Genomic DNA, 22,306 nt, shown 5'->3' on the forward strand with positions numbered 1-22,306 from the left:
CACTTCGGTTTTTTGTCTTATGCGTCTCCCCTCCCGCCCAGCCCCCCTGCCCTGGATCTCCTGGGGCAAGGCAGGCGCCTCGCAACTCATCGTGTGGCACCATCTGGTGCACTACGGGCCGCTGGCTCCCCAGGTCGAACGCGTCGCGCCGGATCTGCTGCACTGGCTCAATACGCGCGCGCTGATGGCCGTGCAGGTCTTTCTGGTCATCGCGGGTTTTCTGGCCGCGCGCAGCCTCTGGCCGCAGCCTGATGCCCCGCGCGTGACGCTGCAAGCCTGGCCGCAGCGTGTGTGGCAGCGGTACCAGCGGCTGGCGCCCCCTATCTTGTGGCGATGCTGGCGGCCATGCTTTGCGCGGCGCTGGCACGCGCTCTGATGAGCGACGCGGACACCCCCGCGGCGCCGACATTGCCTCAAGCGCTGGCGCATGCCCTGATGCTGCAGGATGTGCTCGAGCAGCCTGCGCTCAGTGCCGGCGTCTGGTATGTGGCGATGGATTTGCAGCTGTTTGCCTTGCTGGCATTGCTCGCCGCGCTGACGACAAAAAATGCCCACAAACTCTGGTCCCTGGCGCTGTTAGTGGGCACGGCACTGGCGTCACTATGCGTGTTCAACCTGGACAGCAGCGGAGACATCTGGGCGCCTTACTTCTTTGGGGCCTACGCGCTCGGCGTGCTGACCGCCTGGGGCGCGAACAGCACGTCGATGCCGGGCGGAAAGGTCGGAGCCACCGCCCTGGTCGGCCTGCTGCTGGCCGCGGCCTTGGCGCTGGAGTGGCGTGACCGCATCGCGCTGGCGGGGCTGACTGCACTGATATTGCTTTGGCAGCCGTACCGCTGGACCTTGGCGCGCTCACGGCTCAACCCCTTGATGCAGTGGCTGGCGAAAGTATCGTATGCCGTCTTCCTGCTGCACTATCCGGTCAGCATGGCGGTCAATGCACTGGTCATGCAGCTGTGGCCCACCAATGTGCCGGCTCATGCCGCAGGGCTGGTAGCCAGTTGGGCCCTGAGCCTGGCCTGCGGCTGGGTGCTGTGGTACGCGGTGGAAGCGCATGGCCTCTGGCTGCGGACGGAAAAGAATGCGCAGGGAGCGCACGCCAAGCACGCCGCCACCTGACCCGCCTGGCTTTCCTGCTTTTGGGATCCTCTCAGATCGTGGGAGGCGGCACAGAGTGCAGAAGGATCGGTGTTTCGCCGTCGCCTGAGACGCTTTCCAGCTGCACGCCGAAGCCCCACAGGCGCGCCACATGCTTGAGCACCTCCAGCGCATCGTCGGCCAGGGGGCGCCCCCGGTATTGGGTATGGCGCAACGTGAGGCAACGGTCACCGCGCAGATTCACGTTCCAGACCTGGATGTTGGGTTCCCGCACGCCCAGGTCGTACTGCTGCGACAAGGTCTGGCGAAGGGTGCGGTAACCCTCTTCGTCGTGGATGGCGCTGACCAGCAGCTCGCGCTCCCTGGCATCGTCGTGGATCGCAAAGAGCCGCATGTCGCGCATCAGTTGCGGGCTGAGGAACTGGCCGATGAAGCTCTCGTCCTTGAAATTCTGCATGGCATGATGCAAAGCCGGCAGCCAAGGGGTGCCTGCCATGTCCGGAAACCAGCGACGGTCTTCCTCGGTGGGCGCCTGGCAGATGCGCCGGATATCGCGGTACATGGCGAATCCCAACGCGTAGGGATTGATGCCGCTGTAGGCCCGGTGCCCGGCTGGCGGTTGGTAGATAACGTTGGTGTGCGATGAAAGCCACTCCATCATGACGCCATCGGTCAACCAGCCTTCGTCGTACATGGTGTTCAGCAGCGTGTAGTGCCAGAACGTCGCCCAGCCTTCGTTCATGACCTGTGTCTGGCGCTGAGGATAGAAGTATTGGGCAATCTTGCGCACGATACGCACGATTTCGCGCTGCCAGGGCTCCAGCAAAGGAGCGTTCTTTTCGATGAAATACAGGATGTTCTCTTCCGGCTCCTTCGGAAAGCGTCCGATTTCCGGCGTGGCATTGTCCTTGCCCGGGCGCGCCGGAAGGGTCCGCCACAGCTCGTTCACCTGTTGTTGGGCGTAAGCTTCCCGCTGCTCGCGCTCGGCACGTTCGCGGGCCAGGCTTTTCTTGGACGGGCGGCGGTATCGATCAACCCCCAGGTTGGACAGGGCATGGCAGGAATCCAGCCATTGTTCCACGGTGTCCAGCCCGTGCCGTTCCTCGCACTGCGCGATGAAATCCCGGGCATAGATCAGGTAGTCGATGATGGCGCCGGCATCCGTCCACATGCCGAACAGGTAGTTGTTCTTGAAGAAGCTGTTGTGCCCGTACGCTGCATGCGCAATCACCAGCGCTTGCATGGCGGTGGTGTTCTCCTCCATCAGATAGCTGATGCAGGGATTCGAATTGATGACGATCTCATACGCCAGGCCCATGTGGCCACGCCGGTAGCGCCGCTCGGTCGCCAGGTACTCCTTGCCGTAGCTCCAGTGCCGGTAGCCCACAGGCATGCCCACGCTGGCATAGGCATCCATCATCTGCTCGGCCGAAATCACCTCCAGTTGGTTGGGATAGGTGTCGAGGCCGAAGCGCTCGGCCGTGGCGGCAATCGCCGAGTGGTAGCGCTCGATCAGCTCGAAAGTCCAATCGCTGGAGTCCGGCAACGGGTTGGCCGGCCGCTTGCCGGCGGGCAGCGGGGTGGTGGGAACATGCGGCGTGCGTTCGCTCTGAGCGGGTGGCCTCCAGGAATGAGAACCTTGGCGGCGCGCCAACACAGGATACTGGGAGAGATTCATACGGACACCCCCTCCTTCTTGAACAGATCACGGAACACAGGATAGATCTCACCCGGTTCGGACACCTTGCGCATGGCAAAGTGAGGGAACAGAGGCGTCAGTTGGCTGTATTCTTCCCACAAATTCTGCTCTTCCTGCGCCACCTGGACATAGGCGAAGTAGCGCGCCAGCGGCAGGATTTTGTCGACCAGCAAGTTGCGGCAGTTGACGCTGTCGTCGCTGAAGTTGTCGCCGTCGCTCGCCTGCGCCACATAGATATTCCAATCACCCGCGGGGTAGCGTGCATTGATGATCTGATCGAGCAGCACCAGCGCGCTGCTGACCACCGTGCCACCGCTTTCCTGTGAGTGAAAGAACTCGTCTTCGTTGACTTCGGATGCCTGGGTATGGTGGCGGATGAAAACGATGTCGATCTTTTCGTAGTGCCGGGTAAGGAACAGGTAGAGCAGGATGAAAAAACGCTTGGCCAGATCCTTGCGGTGCTGATCCATGGAACCGGATACATCCATCACGCAGAACATCACCGCCTGGCTGCTGGGCTCCGGCACCTTGGTGCGGTTGCGAAAACGCAGATCGATGGGATCGAGGAAGGCCACCTTGTCGATGCGCGCCTTCAGTGCATCAATGTACCGTTGCAATTCAGCCACGGCCTCGCTGGTGCCATCGTCCTGGGCCAGCAGATCGTCGAGTTTTTCCTGCAGGGCCTTCAGCTCATGGTGCGGCGCCTTGGTCAGCGCAATACGCCGGCCCAGTGCCCCCCGCATGGTACGGACCACCGCCAGATTGTGCGGCGTGCCGTCATGGCTGTAGCCGGCTCGGCGCATCTTGTACTGGAGCGCGCTGGCAATATGGGTACGCAGCAGGCGGGGCAAAGCCAGATCCTCAAAGAAAAGCTCCATGAACTCTTCCTTGGACAGCGTGAAGGTGAAGTCGTCCTCCCCTTCTCCGCTGTCGCTGGCCTGAGAGCCTGAACCTCCCCGGCGCCGCCCTGCGGCTTGGGAATGCGGTCGCCGCGTATATGTTCGCTGTTGCCCGGATGAACGGTGTCGCGCACACCGCCCTGGCCATGGCCGAACATGGGTTCGCGGATGTCCTTGCGGGGAATGGTGATGTTCTCGGCCTGCTCCATGTGGCGGATGTCGCGCTTGGCCACGGCACGCCGTACAGCTTCGGCGATCTGATCCTTGTAGCGGCGTAGGAAGCGCTCGCGGTTGCCCACCGACTTGTTCTTGCCAGCGAGCCTGCGGTCGATGATTTGCAATGCCATCTATACCTCTGTGCATGGCCCGCGCTAGCCGGCGCGCCGTTCGGCTGCTGGCTGTATCAGCTGCTTTTGCGTACGCGCAGATACCATTCGCACAGCAGGCGCACCTGCTTGGGCGTATACCCCTTGGACTCCATGCGGGCCACGAAATCCTCGTGCTTGCGCGCGTCCTCGGCGTTGGCCTTGGCATTGAAGCTGATCACGGGCAGCAGCTCCTCGGTGTTGGAGAACATCTTCTTCTCGATGACGAGGCGAAGCTTCTCATAGCTGGTCCAGCTCGGGTTTTTCCCTTGGTTGTTGGCGCGCGCGCGCAACACGAAGTTGACCACCTCGTTGCGGAAATCCTTGGGATTGGCAATGCCCGCGGGTTTTTCGATCTTTTCCAGCTCTGCATTCAGCGCATTGCGGTCAAACACTTCGCCGGTATCGTTGTCGCGGTATTCGCTGTCCTGGATCCAGTAATCCGCATACGTGACGTAGCGGTCGAAGATGTTCTGGCCATACTCGCTATAGCTCTCCAGGTAGGCCGTCTGGATTTCCTTGCCGATGAACTCCGCGTAGTGTGGCGACAGGTACTCCTTGATGTAGCCGGTGTACTTGGTCTCCAGCTCTGCCGGGAACTGCTCGCGCTCGATCTGCTGCTCCAGCACATACATCAGGTGGACCGGGTTGGCCGCCACTTCGGTGCTGTCGTAGTTGAAGACCTTCGAGAGGATCTTGAAGGCAAAGCGGGTGGAAATACCCGACATGCCTTCGTCCACGCCGGCGTAGTCGCGGTACTCCTGATAGCTCTTGGCGCGCGGGTCGGTGTCCTTGAGGCTCTCGCCATCATAGACCTGCATCTTGCTGAAGATGCTGGAGTTTTCCGGCTCTTTCAGCCGCGTGAGCACCGCGAACTGGGCCATCATCTTGAGCGTGCCTGGCGCGCATACGGCCTTGGCCAGCGAGGATTCGCGGATCAGCTTCTCGTAGATCTTCACTTCTTCCGACACACGCAGGCAATAAGGCACCTTGACGATGTAGATCCGGTCCAGGAAGGCCTCGTTGTTGCGGTTGTTCCGGAAAGCCTTCCATTCGCTCTCGTTGCTGTGCGCCAGTACCAGTCCATCGAACGGAATGGCGCCAAAGCCTTCCGTGCCCTTGTAGTTGCTCTCCTGCGTGGCGGTCAGCAGCGGATGCAGCACCTTGATGGGCGCCTTGAACATTTCCACGAACTCCAGGACGCCCTGGTTGGCCAGGCACAGGCCGCCCGAATAGCTGTAGGCGTCGGTATCATCCTGGGCAAAGTTCTCCAGCTTGCGAATGTCCACCTTGCCCACCAGGCTGGAGATGTCCTGGTTGTTCTCGTCGCCCGGCTCGGTCTTGGCGATGCCGATTTGCTTGAGGATGCTGGGATAGCGCTTGACCACTCGGAACTGGCGGATGTCGCCGCCATACTCTTCCAGGCGCTTCACCGCCCAGGGCGAGAGCACATGCTGCAGGCAGCGCCTCGGGATGCCGAACTGCTCTTCCAATATCGGGCCATCTTCCGCACTGTCGAACAGGCCCAGGGGAGATTCGTTCACCGGCGAGCCCTTGAGGGCATAGAACGGCACCTTCTGCATCAGGTATTTCAGGCGCTCGGCGATCGAACTCTTGCCGCCGCCCACCGGTCCCAACAGATACAAGATCTGTTTGCGCTCTTCCAGCGCCTGCGCCGCATGCCGGAAAAAACTCACGACCTGCTCGATGGCGTCTTCCATGCCGTAGAACTCGGCAAAGGCCGGATACCGCCGGATGACCTTGTTGGCGAACAGGCGCGACAGGTGCGGGTCGTTGCGCGTATCCACCATTTCGGGTTCGCCTATGGCCGCCAGCATGCGCTGCGCGGCACTCTCGTAGACCATCGGATCACGTTGGCACAGCGCGAGGTAGTCGTCGATCGACATTTCCTCTTCACGAAAGCGAACATAGCGTGCAGCAGAGTTGCTGATGACATCCATATAACCTCCATGGCGGCACCCAAGAAACAGCGCCGCAAAGTTGCCGGGCATTCGTTACCGAGTGGTTTCGTTGTAGCACCTTACACTAACTTTGAACATATCGTCTGTCCTACAAATTCCTATAAACCCACAAACGCAGGAAGAATTTCTCGGTTTACTCAGTCTTGATGTTTATCATCTTCGGCCAGCGAATCAGCAATGCTTTCGCGCTCGCCAATCTGCTGACGCCACATGGCGTAGTAGAGGCCTTTTTGCCCCACGAGTTCCTCATGGGTGCCGCTTTCGACAATGCGGCCGCGCTCCAGCACGTGAATGATGTCGGCATGCAAAATGGTCGAAAGGCGGTGCGCGATCAGGATGCTGATCCGCGAGCGGCTGTGCGATACCGCGCGCACGGTTTCGGTCACCTTCTGCTCCGTCAGCGAATCGAGCGCCGAGGTCGCTTCATCGAAGATAAGCAAGCGCGGCTCACGCAGCAAGGCACGGGCGATCGAAAGGCGTTGGCGCTCGCCGCCGGAAAGCTTGTAGCCGGATTCGCCAATCAGCGTATCGAGCCCTTGCGGCAGGCGCTCGATCAGCGGCGCGGCCCTCGCTTGATCCAGCGCCTGCATGATCTGCTCGTCGGTCGCCTCGGGCCGCACGAACTGCATGTTCTCGCGCACGGTGCCGGCAAAAAGCGTGGTCTCCTGCGTCACGTAGCCGACCTGGCGGCGTGCTTCGTTATAGCGGATGCGGCGCGCATCGATTTCATTGAACAGCACCGCGCCCTCATCAGGCCTGTACAACCCCAACAGCAGCTTGACCAGAGTAGATTTGCCAGAGCCCGAGGGGCCCACGAAGGCAATGGTGTCGCCCTGCCGGGCACTGAAACCGACGCCGTCGATGGAGTTCTCCCGGGCCCCGCGGTGGCGGAACACCACCTGTTCGAAGCGCAGGGACTCGACCGGCCCAAGCTGCACGGCGTCGGGCGGGCGGCGCTCCACGGGCTTGGTCATCAATGACTCGAAGTTGCTGAGAGACGAACTGGCCTCGCGCCAGGCGAGGATGATGGTGCCCAACTCCTGCAGCGGCGCCAGGATGGCCACTGAAATGAACTGCATGGCGATCAGCTCGCCCGTGGACAAAACATCCCGGAAAATCAGCCACAGCAGGGTAAACAGCACCGAAAGCTTCAGCAGGCTCAGCGTGGAGCCCTGCAGGAAACTCAGCCAGCGGATGCGCTTGACCTTGGCCATTTCGAGCGCGAAGATCTTCTCGGTTTCGGCCTGCATACGCCGGATTTCGCGGTAGGTCAGCCCCAGGCTCTTGATGAGGGCCACATTGCGCAGCGATTCAGTGATGAACCCCGCGTTTTTCGTCGTCTCGCGGTTGATGGAGCGCTGCTGGCTGCGAATCTGCCGGCTCAGCAGGCCGCTCAAGCCGCCCAGCACCAGCAAACCCACCAGGAATACCGGCACCAGCAGCCAGCTCTTGGTCACGGCATACCACAGCAAAAACGCAAGCCCCACCACCGAGGCATACAGCACGTTGATGAAGGAGTTGATGAAGCGCTCGGTGTCCTGGCGCACGCGCAAGAGCAAAGACAGGGTTTCCCCCGATCGGGCATCCTCATACTCCTGGAAATTCAGGCGCATGGTCTGGCGCAGCCCATCGTTGAAGATCTGCGTGCCAAAGCGCTGTACCACCATGCGCGTGGCATATTCCTGCAGCGCCCGTGCGGCGCGGGAAGCCACCGCCACCGCGACGGCCAGCGCCAGCAAGCCCAGCGCGCCGCGCACCAGTTCATCGTCGGGCTTGATCCCCTTCTGGTTGGCGTACTCGTCGACCAGTTTGCCGAAAATGATGGGATCGACCAGGGCCAGGATCTGGCTGATGCCGGCCAGCAACAAGGCCAGTCCGGCCAGCCGCCATTGAGGTCTGAGGTATTTCCAGAGCGTCCGCATCAGGCCAGGGAGTAGCTTCAGCCTTGCGGCGCCAGCACTTTCAGCAGCCAGCGATTCAGATCACTCACCTCCTGGGCGCAAACAGAATGAGGCATGGGGTAGTCGTGCCATTCAACTGGATAGCCCAGGGCCTGAAGCGCATCGCGGGAAGCCATGGCGCGCGGCGGCACCACCACCTCATCCTGACGGCCATGGGCCAGAAAGACCGGTACATCGGCGTTGGCGCTGCTGCGCTCGCCAGCCAACCTGCCCGCCAGGGGCAAATAACCTGAGAGGCCGGCAATGCCCGCCAGCCGCTCGGCATGGCGCAAGCCGGTCAGCAGTGCCATGGCGCACCCCTGGGAAAAGCCCGCGAGCACGATGCGCCCAGCCAGAACGCCCCTGGCTTTTTCACGCGCCAGCACCGCCTCGATCGCCGCCTGCGACCTCCTCAGGCCGGCTTCGTCCTCGTGGCTGCGTTCGGGAAAAATGTCGTACCAGGCCGGCATGACATAGCCGCCATTGATGGTGACCGGAATCTGCGGCGCATTCGGAAACACCCATCGCACCGGACCTACGCCGCGGAGGTCGATTTCGCTGACGAAGGGCGCGAAATCGCTTCCGTCGGCGCCCAGACCATGCATGAGAACCACGGAGGCCCGTGGCTCGGGGCCGGTTTCGAATTCGAGAGCGTGCAAGGGAGCAGTGTTGGTCATGGGGCGGATGAAAGATCAGTGAGCAACCCCAATGGTACAAACTGAATACAGGTACTTGGGCGCGTCACAGACAAAATCTGCCATTCCCCGCAAAATCCGCGCATGACCAAGCTCCTGAAAGACATCCCCTTCTCCATGCTCGATCTGGTGGCCGTGCGCGAAGGTGGCACGGTAGCCGAAGCGCTGGCGATCGGGCTTAGAACTGCCCAGCACGCCGAACGCCTGGGTTTTACGCGCTATTGGCTCGCCGAGCACCACAACATGATGGGTATCGCGTCCTCGGCCACGGCGGTGCTGATCGGCCATATCGCGGGCGGCACGAAGACCATCCGGGTCGGTTCGGGCGGCGTGATGCTGCCCAACCATGCCCCGCTGGTGGTTGCCGAGGCCTTCGGCACCCTGGCGGAGCTGTATCCCGGCCGCATCGATCTGGGCCTGGGGCGCGCCCCCGGCACCGATCCGATGACCATGCGCGCGCTGCGGCGCGACCGGGTGGAAACCGTCGACGATTTCCCCCGCGATGTGGCTGAACTGCAGCATCTGCTGGACGAACCCTCGCCCGGCCAGAAGCTGGTGGCCAACCCCGGCGCCGGCACGCGCGTGCCGATCTGGCTGCTGGGCTCCAGCCTGTTCTCCGCGCAACTCGCGGCCGAACGGGGTCTGCCTTATGCGTTCGCGTCGCATTTTGCCCCGGCGCTGCTGCTGCAAGCCGTTGACATGTATCGGCGCAACTTCAAGCCTTCGGCGCAATGCCCCAAGCCCTACGTCATCATCGGCGTGCCCTTGGTGGCCGCGCCCACAGATGAGGAGGCCTCATATCTTGCGAGCAGCGTGTTCCAGCGTGTGCTGGGCATTCTGCGTGGCGCACGCGGCAAGCTGCCTGCGCCGGTAGAAGGGTTCGTGGAACGCCTTGGCCCTCAGGAAAGGGCCGGCATTGCCGATTTCATGGCCTGTGCCGTGGTGGGCGGCCCCGAAACCGTGCGCGCCGGGTTTGAATCTCTGGCGGAACAGACGGGCTGCGACGAAATGATGCTCGTCTGCGACGTCTATGACCCCGCCTTGCGCCTGCGCGCGCTCGATATCGCCATGGCTGTGCGCAACAGCGAACCGGTGCCGAAAACGGCCACCGCATGAATGGCCTGACCAGGCTTGTTGCAGCCTCGAGCGCCTTGGCGGTGCTGGCGGGCTGCTCGGTTGCCGGCGCGGCGGCGGGCGCGGTGATTTCCGTGGGTGCCGCCGTGGTGTCAACCGGCGTCACCCTGACCGGCAAGGCCGTCGGCGCCGGTATCGACGCCATGTCTTCCAATCCGGAAGAGGCCGACAACAGCGGCATCATCGTGCGTGAACGCATCAGCCCGGCCTCGGCTCCGTGCCGTCCGGCCACCGGCGATGCGATGGATGAAACACCCTGCACATGACACCTTCCGACCATGCCTGAGACACCCGCCCTGTACCCCCATAGTCCGGCCGCTGAGCGTAACCGCGAGCCGATTCTGAAAGTCCTGCAGGCGCTGCTGCCGGAAAGCGGCCATGCCCTGGAAATCGCTAGCGGCACCGGCCAGCACGCGGCCTGCTTCGCGGCCGCCCTGCCCGGCTGGCAATGGCAGCCGACCGATGTGAAAAGCAGCGGTTTTGCCGCCATCACCCATTGGGCCGATGCGGCCGGCGCTCGCAATGTACGCCCGCCCCTGCGGCTCGACGTGATGGACACGCATTGGCCGTCGGAGACCGGCGCCTTCGGCACCGCCTTTGACCTGATCTTCTGCGCCAACATGCTTCATATCGCGCCTTGGCCCACCTGCCGCGCGCTGATGCAAGGCGCCGCACGGCATCTCGCTCCCAACGGCATGCTCGTCACCTACGGACCCTACCTGGAGGATGACGTCATCACCGCGCCCGGCAACCTGGCTTTCGACGCCGATCTGCGCGCGCGCAACCCCTCCTGGGGCATACGCCGCCGAGCCGACGTCGAGCGCGAGGCCGCGTCCGCCAACCTGGCCTTGACAGCACGGCATGCGATGCCTGCCAACAACCTCCTGCTGGTGTTTCAGCGCACCGGGTAAAATTTTGGCCCTGCCCTGTTCTGAGCCTCGATCCCGAACTCGCGATCCTGTTGTTGCCAACGCCTATCTTGCATGGACTACCCCGGTAATCTCTTCGTCGTCGCCGCCCCCAGTGGCACGGGCAAATCAAGCCTGGTCAAAGCGCTCATGGAGGTCGATGCCGGCGTGGCACCTTCCGTTTCGCACACCACGCGCGCGCCGCGCGGGCAGGAAAAGCATGGCCGCGAATATTTTTTTGTGGCCGAGCCCGAATTCGATGCCATGATCGCCGCTGGCGGCTTCCTGGAGTGGGCACATGTGCACGGTAACCGCTACGGCACCTCGCGCCAGACAATCGAGCAGCGCATCAGCGCGGGCGGCGACGTCGTGCTTGAAATCGATTGGCAAGGCGCCCTGCAGATCAAACGCCTCTTCGCCAACGCCATTCTGGTGTTCGTACTGCCTCCCAGCCTGGAAGAGCTGCGCGCCCGGCTGCAACGGCGCGGAGAAGACTCGCCGGAAGTCATCGAACTGCGGCTCAACAACGCCCGCGAAGAGCTGGCCCAGGCCAATCATTTCGATTTCGTTATAATCAATGAGATATTTGAACGCGCGCTTTTCGATCTCAAAGCCATTGTTCACGCGCAGCGCCTGAAGTTCAGCGCTCAAAAGCGAGCGCGCGCCGACACGTTCAAGGCTCTCAACATCATTTGATCCTCCGGAGTTCTCCAAGATGGCCCGCATCACCGTTGAAGACTGCCTCGAGCAGATCCCTAACCGCTTTCAGCTCGTGCTGGCAGCCACCTACCGTGCCCGCATGCTGAGCCAGGGCCATACGCCCAAGCTCGAAACGCGTAACAAGCCGGGCGTGACCGCACTGCGTGAAATCGCCGCCGGCAAAGTTGGGCTGGAAATGCTCAAGAAGGTGCCCTGAAGCCGCTGCACTGCTTCAAAAAACCCGCAAAAAGGAGCCCTGTGGCTCCTTTTTTGAAGATATCCCCTGTCTTTTCAGGCAGGGGGTTGTTTTTGGTGGGCCTTCACCATTCTTGAGCATCTTTATTGGACAGTTTGCTCGATGACGCCGCCATATACCTGCAATGATGTGGTGCCGTCCCCCGTCGCCAAAAGAGTCACTGCCACTCGATCAATGAGCTGGTTGGCCGGCATATCCATCACCCACATTTTCTGAGTGCTTCCGGCAGGCAAGCCGGGAATATCCAGCAGTTGGGCCGTGTCTATCGTCGAGTAAACCACCTCGTTCCATTGGCTCATGAGTGCGATCTTGATATTTTGTAGCTTGCCTGAATCAGAACCGATGGGCAGGCCGTCGCCATCACCAATAATCACCCCAATTCGCCGTGTTCCCATCGGCGCCTGATTGAATATCAGATGCTGATATACCGAGCCTCCAATAAGTCCCACAGGAACTGAAAGCTGAGAATATGTCTCCGCATCATCATCGACGGATAGCGATGGGTTCATGACAGAGCATAAAACGCATCCCGCCGTAGTGCCGGTAACCTGAGTGAAGCCTATCTTGGAAAACATCGCGGGCCTTGAGGATCCGGGATCTATCCCGCAACTTTGCGGTTCAACAGGCACGTCGAATTGCTTGACCAACGGCTGACTGGTACCGCCCGACGTAGTCAACGTGATACTGACGTTTCCGCCTGTCCAACCGGCAGGCAGCGTGGCCACTACCTCGGAATCACTGAGTGCGGTAAATGAGGGGGCCGCGGCACCGTTCAGGCGTACATCGGAGACATGGAGCAGTGATGACCCCGTCAGCTTCAGTACGCCCGCTCCCGTTGAATTGCATAGAGCTGGCGAAGTGGCCGACAAAACAGGCGCCGGCCAATTCACTGTCACGCTGGTGGTGGCAGCACTGGTGTTGTCGCCCGCAATACTCACCACTGTAGGGCCTTCTGCCGTGGAACCTGTGAGCGTGATGACGCATGACGCACCGGGCGCAAGTGCGGCGGCGCAAGTGGACGACTGAACCATCAAACCGCTGCTGCCTGGAATGATGGCCGTCACATTTCTCGCGGGTTGAGAAGACGACGGATTGGCCGTCACGGTGATGTCGATCGCGCCATTGGCGAGGAAAGCGCCAACGGCCGGAGAAATGCTGAGCGCGCTCACCGTCTGCGCACACATGGTCGCGACGTCCACGACGCAAACGGCGTCTTTTTCCAGTTCCAGATCGACCGAGCAAGCTGTTGCGCCCACCGGCGCAGAGGCTCCTGGCAATGGGGAGGGGATGCCAGCGGGGAAACACGCCGTCTGACTTTCGGGAGGAACAAGCTGCGAGATTTTGAGCTTGCTTCCGCTGGCGTTCTTGAATTCCACCGCGTTGAAAGCCGTAGGCATGCCGCTGGCAGGGGTGGCGACGATGGGAATATCCAAGGTTTCGCCACCGGGCTGCGTGAATGACAGCATCGACAGAAGCTGTTGCGCACTTGCCACCGGGTTGTAGCCCAGCGCTGCCGCCATGCAGGCTGTCGCTACCAGACAAAGCATGGTCTGCCCTGCCCGCTTGACGCGGCCCGTGCCGATCAGCCATGCCCCGGCTGCCAACAAGGCAAGGCCCAGCCCCAACATCGTCCATACGCCGTTGATAGGCACGGGCGCAATCACGGCAGGCGCTACGGAGACCGGGACCGTTGTAATAGTCTGAGCTTGAGAAGCCACCGCTCCCAGAAGAAGTGCGACAGCTAAAGCAGAACGGACTGAAGAGCGACAGCCGCGTCGATGACCACTCACTTGCATACATGCCCTTGTGAAGGGTCTCACAATGTGGAGACGAATTTACTCAAGTTTCATATGTTCACTTATTTATTATTAAAACACAGGCCTAAAAGGGGAATTGCAATCAAAAGCAATCTTTGTATTTGACCTGACTTTGCGTTATGGCTTTATGGAAAGCGTTTGGCCCATTGGTGCTGCAGAACCATTCCTGCCAGCATGGCCCCCACAAACAACCAAACCTCGGATCGCAGCGTCGCCAGGCTCATCAGGGCAGGACCAGGACAAAACCCAGCCAATCCCCAGCCAGCGCCAAAGAGGGCTGAGCCAGTCAGCAAGCGGCGGTCGATCGCGGTGTTGGTGGGCAACTGCATGGGGCCGCCCAGGAGCGCGGTGCGGCGGCGCTTCGCCCAGCCAAAAGCCAGCAGCCCGACGCCAACGGCTCCGCCCATGACGAGCCCCAGCGACGGATCCCACGCACCGAAGAAATCCAGGAAGTTCTGAACCTTGGCAGGATTGCCCATGCCCGAAAGAATCAGGCCCAGACCAAAAATCAAGCCGGCCAGCCCGGCAACGATGGCGGATTGCATGAGGCGTGCTCCTTCCAATCAATACGAAATATCAACCCAACACATGGCGCGCCACGAATACGGTCAGTGCACCCACGGCCATGAACGTCAGCGTGGCGGCCAGCGAACGCCAGGACAAGCGCGATAGTCCGCACACGCCGTGGCCGCTGGTGCATCCCGAACCCAGACGCGTGCCAAAGCCAACCAGCAATCCAGCCGCCCCCAGTACCAGCGGGTTGCTGGGCATGGTGACGGGCGGTAGCGGCGCGACCAGCCGCCACAGCAGAGGTGCCGCCACCAACCCGATCACAAAGAACAGGCGCCAACCCCAGGCGCCAGGCTGCCGCCACGTGCTGCCCTGCAACAAAGCGCCCGCGATGCCGCTGATGCCGGTCACCCGCCCCAGAAGCAGCGCCATGATGGCCGCAGCCACGCCAATCAGTACGCCGCCGGCCAAGGAAGCCCAAGGGGTGAACGCAGTCTCGACAATAGTCACGTGTTTTCTCCAGGAATGCAAAACAGCCGGTGAATGGTCTGCATCAACTGCAGTGCGCGGCCATCCGCCAGCTGATACCAGATGAACTTGCCTTCGCGGCGAGTGGTGACCAGTCCTTCGCGGCGCAATATGCCCAGTTGCTGCGACAAGGTGGGCTGGGCAATGCCCGCGAGTTGTTCCAACTCGCCGACAGTGAGTTCCTGTTGCGATAGTTGGCACATCAGCATCAACCGGTCCTCGTTGCCCAACACTTTGAGCATGCCGACGGCCTCGCTCGCGTGGGCCCGCATGGCTTGAAGATCCAGGGACGGCGCTCCAGTCCCGCGCTCAGGTTCGATGGCGCTGGTCTTGATGGTCGTGTCGAACCTGGGCTTGTTCGAAGGCATGGATATAGATCAGATGACAGATGATTTTCTTCATTATATATATTTATATTATGTTTTTCAATATAACGAAAAATCAGGCTCGTATACTGGCTTCGATGCCGCGCCCTGACCTCCTGGCCGGCATGCGTTGCGCGGTTGTCCGTAAAGTCAGAAATCATCAATAAAGGGAAAAAGAAGATGGCAGCCGAAGGCAATGCAGGCCAGTTGATTGGAGTGGTCACGCTCCTTGGCGCCGCGGTAGTGGCGGTGCCGCTGTTCAAGCGCCTTGGGCTAGGCTCGGTCCTGGGGTACCTGGCAGGAGGACTGGCCATAGGCCCCTACGGCCTCGGCCTGGTGGATGACCCCGCGACCATCCTCCACGTCGCCGAGTTGGGCGTGGTGATGTTCCTCTTCGTCATCGGGCTGGAAATGAAGCCGTCGCATTTGTGGAGCCTGCGCGGCCAGATCTTCGGGCTCGGCAGCATGCAGGTCGTGCTGTCCGCCTTCCTGCTCGCGATGGTGGGCATGGCGTTTGGCTTTTCCTGGGAAGTGGCGTTCGTGAGCGGCGCGGGCTTCGTGCTTACCTCCACTGCCATCGTCATGCAGGCGCTGTCCGAACGCGGAGACATACTGGCGCCGCGCGGCCAGCGCATCGTCTCCATCCTGCTGTTCGAGGACCTGCTGATCGTGCCCCTGCTGGCGATCGTGGCCTTCTTGGCCCCGGCCGAAGCCGCTCCCGTGTCCACTTCCCCGCTTTGGCAGCGCATCGGTATTGCCCTGCTCTCGCTGGGCGCCCTGGTGGCCGCCGGACTGTGGCTGCTCAACCCGATGTTCCGCATTCTGGCCAAGGCCAAGGCGCGCGAAGTCATGACGGCTGCCGCGCTCCTGGTTGTACTGGGAGCGGCGCTGCTGATGGAGGTGGGCGGCCTCTCAATGGCAATGGGGGCGTTCGTCGCGGGCGTCCTGCTCTCCGAGTCCTCCTTTCGCCATCAGCTCGAAGCCGACGTGGAGCCGTTCCGAGGACTCCTGTTGGGCCTGTTCTTCCTGGGCGTCGGCATGTCCCTCAACCTGGAAGTGGTGGCCCGCAACTGGCAGCTTGTCGGCCTTGGCGTGGTGGCGCTAATGCTCACGAAGTCGGTGTGCATCTATCTGGTGGCTCGGCTCGCCAAAAGCAACCACGCCGACGCCCTCGACCGGGCCATCTTGATGGCTCAAGGCGGCGAATTCGCTTTCGTGCTTTTCGCCGAGGCGCTCAAGCTCAAGGTCATCAGCCCGGAGATCAGCGCCAACATGACCGCGATCATCGTGCTTTCCATGGCTATCACCCCGCTCCTGGTGGTGATGCACAAGCGCTTCGCGCACGCAGAAGCCATTCAAATGGACGGTGTGGAGGAACCGCACGACCTGCAAGGCAACGTTCTCATCATCGGCTTTGGCCGCGTGGGGCAGATTGCCAGCCAGGGACCGCTGGCCAAGGGGGCCACGATCTCCATTATCGACAACGACCCCGATGTGATCCGCAATGCCGCGCTGTACGGCTTCAAGGTCTACTTTGGCGATGGCGCCCGCGCTGACGTGCTCCACGCGGCCGGCGCGGAGCATGTAGGCGTCATTCTGGTCTGCGTGAACGACAAAGCGGCTGCCACGCGCATCGTCGAAAACGCCCGGCACGAGTGTCCGCAGGCCAAGCTGGTCGTGCGCGCGTTCGACCGCGAGCATGCGCTGGAATTGGTCCAAGCGGATGCGGACTACGTGGTGCGCGAGACCTTTGAATCGGCCTTGCAGATGGGGCGTCAGGCGGTATTGGCCCTGGGCGCCACGGACGAGGAAGCCAAGGAGCTGGAAAGCCAGGTGCGCAGCCGGGACACAGAGCGTTTCGCCCTGGAAACCGCTGGTGGCACCTTTGCCGGACGTGCGTTGCTGCTGGGCAATATCGAGCGCATCGACCCGCCGCGCCATGATACGAAGCCGGAGGCCTCCTCTCAGCCGGCGGAAAGCGGAATCTAGTTCAGCATCGGCCCGTATACTGGCTGCAATGCCACTTCATGAAAAAAGCGTTGACCGATGTGCGCATGCGCGGCTTCTCGCAGCGCGCGGAGGTCTCCACCGCTCTTGCCTGGGTGGATGCGCACACGCCGCCCCTGGCTGGTGAACCGGTGTCCGTCGATGAAGCTTCCGGGCGGGTTCTGGTTGGCGACGTGGTGGCGCCTATCGCAGTCCCTGAGTTTGATCGGGCGGCCATGGATGGCTATGCGCTGCGTGGGGGCGAAACCACCGGGGCAGGCGACTACAGCCCTCTGGAATTTCCGCTCATGGGGCATGCGTGGCCCGGACGCCCTTTCGACGGCTCGTTACCGCAAGGCGCTGCCATCCGCATCATGACGGGAGCCCCAGTACCGAAAGAGCTGGATGCCGTGGTCCCTGCGGAGTACGCCAGCGAGCAAGGTGGGCGGTTGACCATCACGCACGCGGTGGCGCCCGGCCAGCACGTAGGCCGCGTTGGCGAAGACATCGCTTGTGGCAGTGTGGCGCTGGCCGCCGGCCGCCGGTTGCGGCCACAGGATGCCGGTTTGGTGGCTTCGCTGGGTATTGCCGAGTTGACTGTGGTGCGCAAGCCGCGCGTGCGGCTTCTGGTCACCGGCAATGAGGTTCGTGCCCCTGGTGCGCCCAAGGGGACCTACGAGATCTACGATGCCAATTCAATGACTTTGCGCGGCCTTGTGGAGCGCGATGGCGGAATCATTGAATCGCACCAGCGCCTGGGTGACCATCCGGACGCCATTGAACAGGCGCTGGCGGCACCAGGGGCCGATGTCGTGCTGATCTCGGGCGGCTCCAGCGTGGGCGCGGAAGACCATGCACCGCGCCTGCTGGAAAAACTAGGCGAACTGGCTATTCACGGCATCGCGATGCGGCCCTCCAGCCCGGCGGGCATGGGGCTCATCGGCCATGCCTTGGTGTTTCTGCTGCCAGGCAACCCGGTGTCCTGCCTTTGCGCTTACGATTTTTTTGCCGGACGCGCCATTCGCCGCCTCGGCGGAAGACCAGCCGAATGGCCTTATCGGCCCTTGCGCGCAGTCGTGTCGCGCAAGATCGTCTCTCAGGTCGGCCGGGTAGATTACGTGCGCGTGAAACTCGGCACGGAAGGCGTGGAGCCCCTGGCCTTGTCCGGCGCTTCGATGTTGAGCACTACTACGCGGGCCGACGGTTTCGTGATCGCACCTGCCGAGAGCGAAGGGTTCGGGCCTGGTTCGGAAGTGACTGTTTTCCTCTACGAATGCCTGTGACGCTCGTGAAACCACAATCTCAATTTCTCCAGGTCGTCACGCGGGATGAAGCCGAGAAGCGCTTCAGGGAGCACCTTACCCTGGCTCCGCTGGGCAGCGAGACTATTCCGCTGCATGCCGCCCTAGGCCGGGTGCTGGCCGAGGACGTGACGGCCAGCATTGATGTGCCAGGCTTCGACCGGTCGAATGTCGACGGCTTTGCCGTGCAGGCTGCGGACACCTGGGGTGCCATGGAAGAAACCGTGCGCACCCTCGCGCTGACCGGCGACACACTGGCGCCGGGCATCGTGCCGCGCCACGAAGTCCCGGCGGGCATGGCCACAGCCATCGCCACAGGAGGCATGCTGCCGCGCGGAGCCGATGCCGTGGTGATGATCGAGCATACCGACGCCGGAAACGGCCAGGTGGAGATCCGCCGTGCGGCCACCGAGGGCGAGAACGTGAGTTATGCGGGTACCGACATCGCCAGGGGCGAAACGGTCATGCGCGCAGGCCAACGCTTGAGCTCCCGTGAGATCGGCGTGCTCGCGGCTCTCGGCCTGGCCGAAGTGATTGTCCAGCGCAAGCCGCGTGTGGCGATCTTTTCGACGGGCAATGAAATCGTGGCGCCCGGCGCGCCGCTGCCTACGGGCGCGGTGTACGACTCCAACGCCGCCATCATCGGCGCCGCCGTCGAGGAACTGGGTGGAGAGCCCGTGCGCCTGGGAGTCATCCCGGACGACGAGGCCGCCCTTTCCGCTGCGCTGGCGAAGGGACTCTCCTGTGATGCCGTAGTATTTTCCGGCGGCACGTCGAAAGGCGAAGGCGATCTCTCGTACAGGGTAGTCGCCGCACTCAAGGATCCGGGCATCGTCGCGCACGGCGTGGCGCTCAAGCCCGGCAAGCCGGTGTGCCTGGCGGTCACGGATGGCAAGCCGGTGGTGATCCTGCCGGGCTTTCCGACCTCTGCCGTCTTCACCTTCCACGAGTTCCTTGCGCCCGTGATCCGCGCCTTCGCGGGGCTGCCGCCCGAACAACGTGCACAGGTTCCCGCCACGCTTCCCATGCGGGTGAACTCCGAGCGCGGACGCACCGAATACTTGCTGGTCGGCTTGGTGCCGACCGATGGCGGCCTGGTGGCCTACCCCATGGGCAAAGGCTCGGGATCGGTCACTACGTTCAGCGGTGCGGATGGCTTCATCACGATTGGCCAGCACACGGAGATCCTCGATGCGGGTGCTCCCGTGCAAGTGCAGTTGCTCAGTGAGGAGCTCGACCCTGCCGATCTGATCCTGATCGGCAGCCAATGCGTGGGCCTGGATTGGCTCTCGGGCGAGTTGATCCGCCAGGGCTTGCGCATCAAGGCCATGAGCGTGGGCAGCACAGGCGGATTGACGGCAGCCAGGCGTGGTGAATGCGACATCGCCGGCATCCACTTGATGGACCCCGCCACGGGTGAATACAACCGCCCTCTGCTGACACCAGACCTTGAGCTCATCTACGGCTACGGCCGCATGCAAGGCCTCGTGTTCCGGCCTGGTGATGTACGCTTCGAGGGGCGCGACGCAAGCTCGGCCATGGGGGCAGCCATCTCCGACGCCAATTGCACCATGGTGAACCGGAACGCCGGCAGTGGCACGCGCATTCTTCTGGACCGCCTGCTTGACGGTGTGAAGCCAGCCGGCTACGGCGTGCAGACCAAATCTCACAACGCCGTGGCGGTGGCCGTAGCGCAGCAGCGCGCGGACTGGGGCATGGCCATCGACACGGTGGCCCGCCAATATGGGCTGGGTTTCATTCCTGTCCAGGAAGAACACTACGATTTCGTGATACCCAAGCATCGGTTGGAGCGCGCCCCTGTACAGGCCTTCATTCGCTTGCTGCGGTCACCACAGGCGCAACGAGCGCTTCGCGATCTGGGTTTCAGGGCGGCTGCTGACTACATCTAGGGTGCGCACCTCGCACGCGCCCTATGGCCTATGGCACCTCCAACTTATGACCTTCAGGTCATATGGTGCATTCGAGGTGAATCATTCAGAATCGTTTCACCTTTTCTCTCTCAAGGCCCCACAACAATGATTCTGCGCAAACGCCTCGCCCTCCTCGCTCTCCCTGCCCTCGTGGCCGCCACGCTGCTTGTGCCCACCGCTCATGCGCAGGACAAGTTCATCATGATGGCCTCAACCACATCGACTGAACAATCAGGCCTGTTCAAGCATCTCCTGCCCCAGTTCACGCAGGCCACGGGTATCAGTGTGCGGGTGGTGGCCGTGGGCACGGGCCAGGCGCTCGACATGGCCAGGCGCGGAGACGCCGACATTCTCTTCGTGCACGATCAGCCAGCCGAGGAAAAATTCGTGGCCGAAGGGTTCGGGCTGGAGCGCAGGCCTGTCATGTACAACGACTTCGTGTTGATTGGCCCCAAGAACGACCCAGCCGGTGTACGCGGCAACAACATCGCGGCAGCGCTGAAGAAGCTGAACGATACGGGCGCGGGCTTTGTGTCACGTGGCGACAAGAGCGGCACTCACTCAGCCGAACTGCGCCAATGGAAGTTGGCGGGCATCGATCTCGCAGCCGCCAAGCCCGCTGGCTACAAGGAGTGCGGCTGCGGCATGGGACAGGCCCTCAACATCGCGGCATCGAGCAACGCCTATGTGCTCTCTGACCGCGGCACCTGGCTCAACTTCAAGAACCGCGCGGACCTGGGCATTCTGGTCGAGGGAGACAAGCAGCTTTTCAACCAATATGGCGTGATCGTGGTGAATCCGGCCAAGCATCCTCATGTGAAGAAGGATTTTGCGCAAGCGTTCTCCGACTGGGTCGTTTCACGTGCTGGCCAGGACGTCATCGCCTCCTACAAGATTGGCGGCGAGCAGCTTTTCTTCCCGAACGCCAACAAGTAAGGGGTCCGCCTGAAAAAAGGATCGCGACGAGGCCACTTCAACATTCATCCAGGGGCACTCCACGAGGGCGTGTTCACACTAAACTCACTCATGCATGATTTGAGTGAACGCCCCTGATCCATGTCTACTGTCCGCCGTGGCATCCATCTACGCTATACCTTCGAGTCGGCCGAGCCTGCCGATCAGCGGGGCGCCGAGATCGAAAACCCTCTCTTCGATCTCCTTTCCGCACTGGAGGCCCACGGCTCCATCAGCGCGGCTGCGCGCGCGCAGCAGGTCTCGTACCGGCACGCATGGAGCTCTCTCAAGCACTGGGAAGAAATACTTGGTGCCCCGCTTGTTCAATGGGAGCAAGGCCGGCGCGCCAGGTTGACGCCTTTCGCCCAGCGCCTGATGTGGGCCGAACGCCAGGCGCGGGTCCGCATGACTCCGCATGTGGAGGCTCTGCGCGCCGAACTGGCTCGCGTGTTCGCACTGGCGGACGATGCCACGCTGCAGGTACTGGAAATATTCGCCAGCCATGACCTCGGCCTGCCCAAGCTGCAGACCCTCGCGGAAGAGTGCGACGGGCTCCATATCGGCCTGCGCTTCGCGGGCAGCCAGGAGGCCTTGCGCGCGCTCAATGATGGCCGCTGCCGTGTCGCCGGCTTCCACGTGGCGCAAGACGCCTCATCCGACAGCGTGATGGCCCGCGCTTTCAAACCGCTTCTGCAGCCTGGAACGCACAAGCTCATTGGCAGCCACTGGCGGCGGCAGGGCTGGCTCTGGCGCCAGGGTGAAACCCGGCCCGACAGCATCGCAGCACTGCGCACCGGCCGCTGGCGTTTTGTCTCGCGGCAGCCGGAGTCAGGCACGCGCCTGCTGACCGACCATCTGCTTGAGCAAGCCAATCTTCGCCCGGGGAAGGTACCAGGCTACACCACCTGTATTGAAAACACGCATGTCGCCGTGGCGGCAGCCATTGCCTCAGGCGCGGCCGACGTGGGAATCGGCATCGAAGCAGCGGCCGTCGAAGCCGGCCTCTCGTTCTCACCGCTCGTGGACGAAAACTACTTTCTGGTGTGCCTGAAGGAAGATTTGGAGACGCCCCCGCTACGCGCCTTGCGCGAGCGCCTGGCATCCCCCGCCTGGGCAGAAGCCCTGGCACGCCTGCCAGGCTACGGTCCCGCGCGATCAGGCAAGGTGCTTTCACTCACGCGAACACTGCCGTGGTGGCACTTCGCCAAGCCAAAGCATTGACGCTCTCGCTCTATATCT

20 protein-coding genes and 1 pseudogene are annotated in these 22,306 nt (G+C 62.2%); 12 read left to right on the forward strand and 9 right to left on the reverse strand.

Annotated features, from left to right (window positions below; all coding sequences use genetic code 11):
• The first annotated feature begins 19 nt into the window (after positions 1-19).
• Together WJU18_RS16710 and WJU18_RS16715 are read left to right on the forward strand one after the other, a co-directional pair.
• Positions 20-376, forward strand: coding sequence for a hypothetical protein (locus WJU18_RS16710; protein WP_423454044.1), 357 nt, complete (start codon positions 20-22; stop codon positions 374-376).
• Positions 292-1,119, forward strand: a complete 828-nt coding sequence (locus tag WJU18_RS16715) for an acyltransferase family protein (protein ID WP_423454046.1) — start codon at positions 292-294, stop codon at positions 1,117-1,119. Before WJU18_RS16710 ends, WJU18_RS16715 begins: the two co-directional genes overlap by 85 nt.
• Positions 1,120-1,150: 31 nt before the next feature.
• Here the strand turns inward: WJU18_RS16715 and WJU18_RS16720 are convergent, their stop codons facing one another.
• The 5 genes and pseudogenes from WJU18_RS16720 to WJU18_RS16740 all read right to left on the reverse strand — a co-directional run bounded on the left by WJU18_RS16720 (position 1,151) and on the right by WJU18_RS16740 (position 8,660).
• Positions 1,151-2,776, reverse strand: a complete 1,626-nt coding sequence (locus WJU18_RS16720; RefSeq protein WP_423454048.1) for a SpoVR family protein — start codon at positions 2,774-2,776, stop codon at positions 1,151-1,153.
• Positions 2,773-4,043, reverse strand: a pseudogene (locus WJU18_RS16725) (YeaH/YhbH family protein). The gene WJU18_RS16720 and the pseudogene WJU18_RS16725 overlap by 4 nt, the downstream one beginning before the upstream one ends.
• Before the next feature lie 56 nt (positions 4,044-4,099).
• Complete coding sequence (locus WJU18_RS16730; RefSeq protein WP_423454050.1) at positions 4,100-6,022, reverse strand: PrkA family serine protein kinase; 1,923 nt, start codon at positions 6,020-6,022, stop codon at positions 4,100-4,102.
• A gap of 158 nt (positions 6,023-6,180) precedes the next feature.
• A complete protein-coding gene (locus tag WJU18_RS16735; RefSeq protein ID WP_423454052.1) occupies positions 6,181-7,965 on the reverse strand; it encodes an ABC transporter ATP-binding protein in 1,785 nt (594 codons plus the stop codon).
• A 17-nt stretch (positions 7,966-7,982) separates the two neighbouring features.
• Positions 7,983-8,660: an alpha/beta hydrolase gene (locus WJU18_RS16740; protein ID WP_423454054.1), complete on the reverse strand. Its 678-nt coding sequence runs from the start codon at positions 8,658-8,660 to the stop codon at positions 7,983-7,985.
• A 102-nt stretch (positions 8,661-8,762) separates the two neighbouring features.
• On the opposite strand from WJU18_RS16740, the gene WJU18_RS16745 reads away from it, so the two are divergent.
• The 5 genes from WJU18_RS16745 (at position 8,763) to rpoZ (ending at position 11,636) form a co-directional block, all read left to right on the forward strand.
• Positions 8,763-9,794 (forward strand): LLM class flavin-dependent oxidoreductase, encoded by a 1,032-nt coding sequence (locus WJU18_RS16745; RefSeq protein WP_423454056.1) that lies wholly within the window; start codon positions 8,763-8,765, stop codon positions 9,792-9,794.
• The gene (locus WJU18_RS16750) at positions 9,791-10,078 is read left to right on the forward strand and encodes a hypothetical protein (RefSeq protein ID WP_423454058.1); all 288 of its coding nucleotides are present in this window, start codon (positions 9,791-9,793) and stop codon (positions 10,076-10,078) included. The genes WJU18_RS16745 and WJU18_RS16750 overlap by 4 nt, the downstream gene beginning before the upstream one ends.
• A gap of 12 nt (positions 10,079-10,090) precedes the next feature.
• Positions 10,091-10,723 carry a DUF938 domain-containing protein gene (locus WJU18_RS16755; RefSeq protein WP_423454060.1) on the forward strand — a complete coding sequence of 211 codons (633 nt, stop codon included), beginning with the start codon at positions 10,091-10,093 and terminating at the stop codon, positions 10,721-10,723.
• A 72-nt stretch (positions 10,724-10,795) separates the two neighbouring features.
• Positions 10,796-11,416, forward strand: coding sequence for a guanylate kinase (gmk, locus tag WJU18_RS16760; protein ID WP_423454062.1), 621 nt, complete (start codon positions 10,796-10,798; stop codon positions 11,414-11,416).
• 19 nt (positions 11,417-11,435) lie between these two features.
• The gene (rpoZ, locus tag WJU18_RS16765) at positions 11,436-11,636 is read left to right on the forward strand and encodes a DNA-directed RNA polymerase subunit omega (protein WP_423454064.1); all 201 of its coding nucleotides are present in this window, start codon (positions 11,436-11,438) and stop codon (positions 11,634-11,636) included.
• A gap of 122 nt (positions 11,637-11,758) precedes the next feature.
• On the opposite strand, the gene WJU18_RS16770 is transcribed toward rpoZ, so the two are convergent.
• From WJU18_RS16770 to WJU18_RS16785, 4 genes are all read right to left on the reverse strand, one after another.
• Positions 11,759-13,471, reverse strand: a complete 1,713-nt coding sequence (locus WJU18_RS16770) for a midcut-by-XrtH protein (protein WP_423454066.1) — start codon at positions 13,469-13,471, stop codon at positions 11,759-11,761.
• Between the two features lie 146 nt (positions 13,472-13,617).
• Positions 13,618-14,037 carry a DUF6691 family protein gene (locus WJU18_RS16775; RefSeq protein ID WP_423454068.1) on the reverse strand — a complete coding sequence of 140 codons (420 nt, stop codon included), beginning with the start codon at positions 14,035-14,037 and terminating at the stop codon, positions 13,618-13,620.
• Between the two features lie 31 nt (positions 14,038-14,068).
• Positions 14,069-14,512, reverse strand: coding sequence for a YeeE/YedE family protein (locus WJU18_RS16780; protein ID WP_423454070.1), 444 nt, complete (start codon positions 14,510-14,512; stop codon positions 14,069-14,071).
• On the reverse strand, positions 14,509-14,802 hold the full coding sequence (locus WJU18_RS16785) for an ArsR/SmtB family transcription factor (RefSeq protein WP_423461024.1): 294 nt from the start codon (positions 14,800-14,802) through the stop codon (positions 14,509-14,511). The genes WJU18_RS16780 and WJU18_RS16785 overlap by 4 nt, the downstream gene beginning before the upstream one ends.
• A gap of 273 nt (positions 14,803-15,075) precedes the next feature.
• Here WJU18_RS16785 and WJU18_RS16790 point away from each other — a divergent pair, with 273 nt between their 5' ends.
• From WJU18_RS16790 to WJU18_RS16810, 5 genes are all read left to right on the forward strand, one after another.
• Positions 15,076-16,884: a monovalent cation:proton antiporter-2 (CPA2) family protein gene (locus WJU18_RS16790; RefSeq protein WP_423454072.1), complete on the forward strand. Its 1,809-nt coding sequence runs from the start codon at positions 15,076-15,078 to the stop codon at positions 16,882-16,884.
• A 38-nt stretch (positions 16,885-16,922) separates the two neighbouring features.
• Positions 16,923-18,164: a gephyrin-like molybdotransferase Glp gene (gene glp, locus WJU18_RS16795; protein ID WP_423454074.1), complete on the forward strand. Its 1,242-nt coding sequence runs from the start codon at positions 16,923-16,925 to the stop codon at positions 18,162-18,164.
• A gap of 5 nt (positions 18,165-18,169) precedes the next feature.
• The gene (locus tag WJU18_RS16800) at positions 18,170-20,092 is read left to right on the forward strand and encodes a molybdopterin biosynthesis protein (protein WP_423454076.1); all 1,923 of its coding nucleotides are present in this window, start codon (positions 18,170-18,172) and stop codon (positions 20,090-20,092) included.
• Positions 20,093-20,218: 126 nt separating this feature from the next.
• Positions 20,219-21,049 (forward strand): substrate-binding domain-containing protein, encoded by an 831-nt coding sequence (locus tag WJU18_RS16805; protein ID WP_423454078.1) that lies wholly within the window; start codon positions 20,219-20,221, stop codon positions 21,047-21,049.
• A gap of 120 nt (positions 21,050-21,169) precedes the next feature.
• The gene (locus tag WJU18_RS16810; RefSeq protein ID WP_423454080.1) at positions 21,170-22,288 is read left to right on the forward strand and encodes a substrate-binding domain-containing protein; all 1,119 of its coding nucleotides are present in this window, start codon (positions 21,170-21,172) and stop codon (positions 22,286-22,288) included.
• Positions 22,289-22,306 lie beyond the last annotated feature (18 nt).

It is taken from the genome of Ottowia sp. VDI28 (genome assembly GCF_049532675.1).
Taxonomy (GTDB): Bacteria; Pseudomonadota; Gammaproteobacteria; order Burkholderiales; family Burkholderiaceae_C; genus Ottowia.

Bases quoted from the DNA above. Each gene is read 5' to 3' on its own strand.
- WJU18_RS16750 (WP_423454058.1), top strand. From the start codon at position 9,791: ATGAATGGCCTGACCAGGCTTGTTGCAGCCTCGAGCGCCTTGGCGGTG.
- WJU18_RS16810 (WP_423454080.1), top strand. From the start codon at position 21,170: ATGTCTACTGTCCGCCGTGGCATCCATCTACGCTATACCTTCGAGTCG.
- WJU18_RS16710 (WP_423454044.1), top strand. From the start codon at position 20: ATGCGTCTCCCCTCCCGCCCAGCCCCCCTGCCCTGGATCTCCTGGGGC.
- WJU18_RS16770 (WP_423454066.1), bottom strand. From the start codon at position 13,471: ATGCAAGTGAGTGGTCATCGACGCGGCTGTCGCTCTTCAGTCCGTTCT.
- WJU18_RS16730 (WP_423454050.1), bottom strand. From the start codon at position 6,022: ATGGATGTCATCAGCAACTCTGCTGCACGCTATGTTCGCTTTCGTGAA.
- gmk (WP_423454062.1), top strand. From the start codon at position 10,796: ATGGACTACCCCGGTAATCTCTTCGTCGTCGCCGCCCCCAGTGGCACG.
- WJU18_RS16805 (WP_423454078.1), top strand. From the start codon at position 20,219: ATGATTCTGCGCAAACGCCTCGCCCTCCTCGCTCTCCCTGCCCTCGTG.
- WJU18_RS16740 (WP_423454054.1), bottom strand. From the start codon at position 8,660: ATGACCAACACTGCTCCCTTGCACGCTCTCGAATTCGAAACCGGCCCC.
- rpoZ (WP_423454064.1), top strand. From the start codon at position 11,436: ATGGCCCGCATCACCGTTGAAGACTGCCTCGAGCAGATCCCTAACCGC.
- WJU18_RS16775 (WP_423454068.1), bottom strand. From the start codon at position 14,037: ATGCAATCCGCCATCGTTGCCGGGCTGGCCGGCTTGATTTTTGGTCTG.
- glp (WP_423454074.1), top strand. From the start codon at position 16,923: ATGAAAAAAGCGTTGACCGATGTGCGCATGCGCGGCTTCTCGCAGCGC.
- WJU18_RS16785 (WP_423461024.1), bottom strand. From the start codon at position 14,802: ATGCGGGCCCACGCGAGCGAGGCCGTCGGCATGCTCAAAGTGTTGGGC.
- WJU18_RS16735 (WP_423454052.1), bottom strand. From the start codon at position 7,965: ATGCGGACGCTCTGGAAATACCTCAGACCTCAATGGCGGCTGGCCGGA.
- WJU18_RS16755 (WP_423454060.1), top strand. From the start codon at position 10,091: ATGCCTGAGACACCCGCCCTGTACCCCCATAGTCCGGCCGCTGAGCGT.
- WJU18_RS16745 (WP_423454056.1), top strand. From the start codon at position 8,763: ATGACCAAGCTCCTGAAAGACATCCCCTTCTCCATGCTCGATCTGGTG.
- WJU18_RS16790 (WP_423454072.1), top strand. From the start codon at position 15,076: ATGGCAGCCGAAGGCAATGCAGGCCAGTTGATTGGAGTGGTCACGCTC.
- WJU18_RS16720 (WP_423454048.1), bottom strand. From the start codon at position 2,776: ATGAATCTCTCCCAGTATCCTGTGTTGGCGCGCCGCCAAGGTTCTCAT.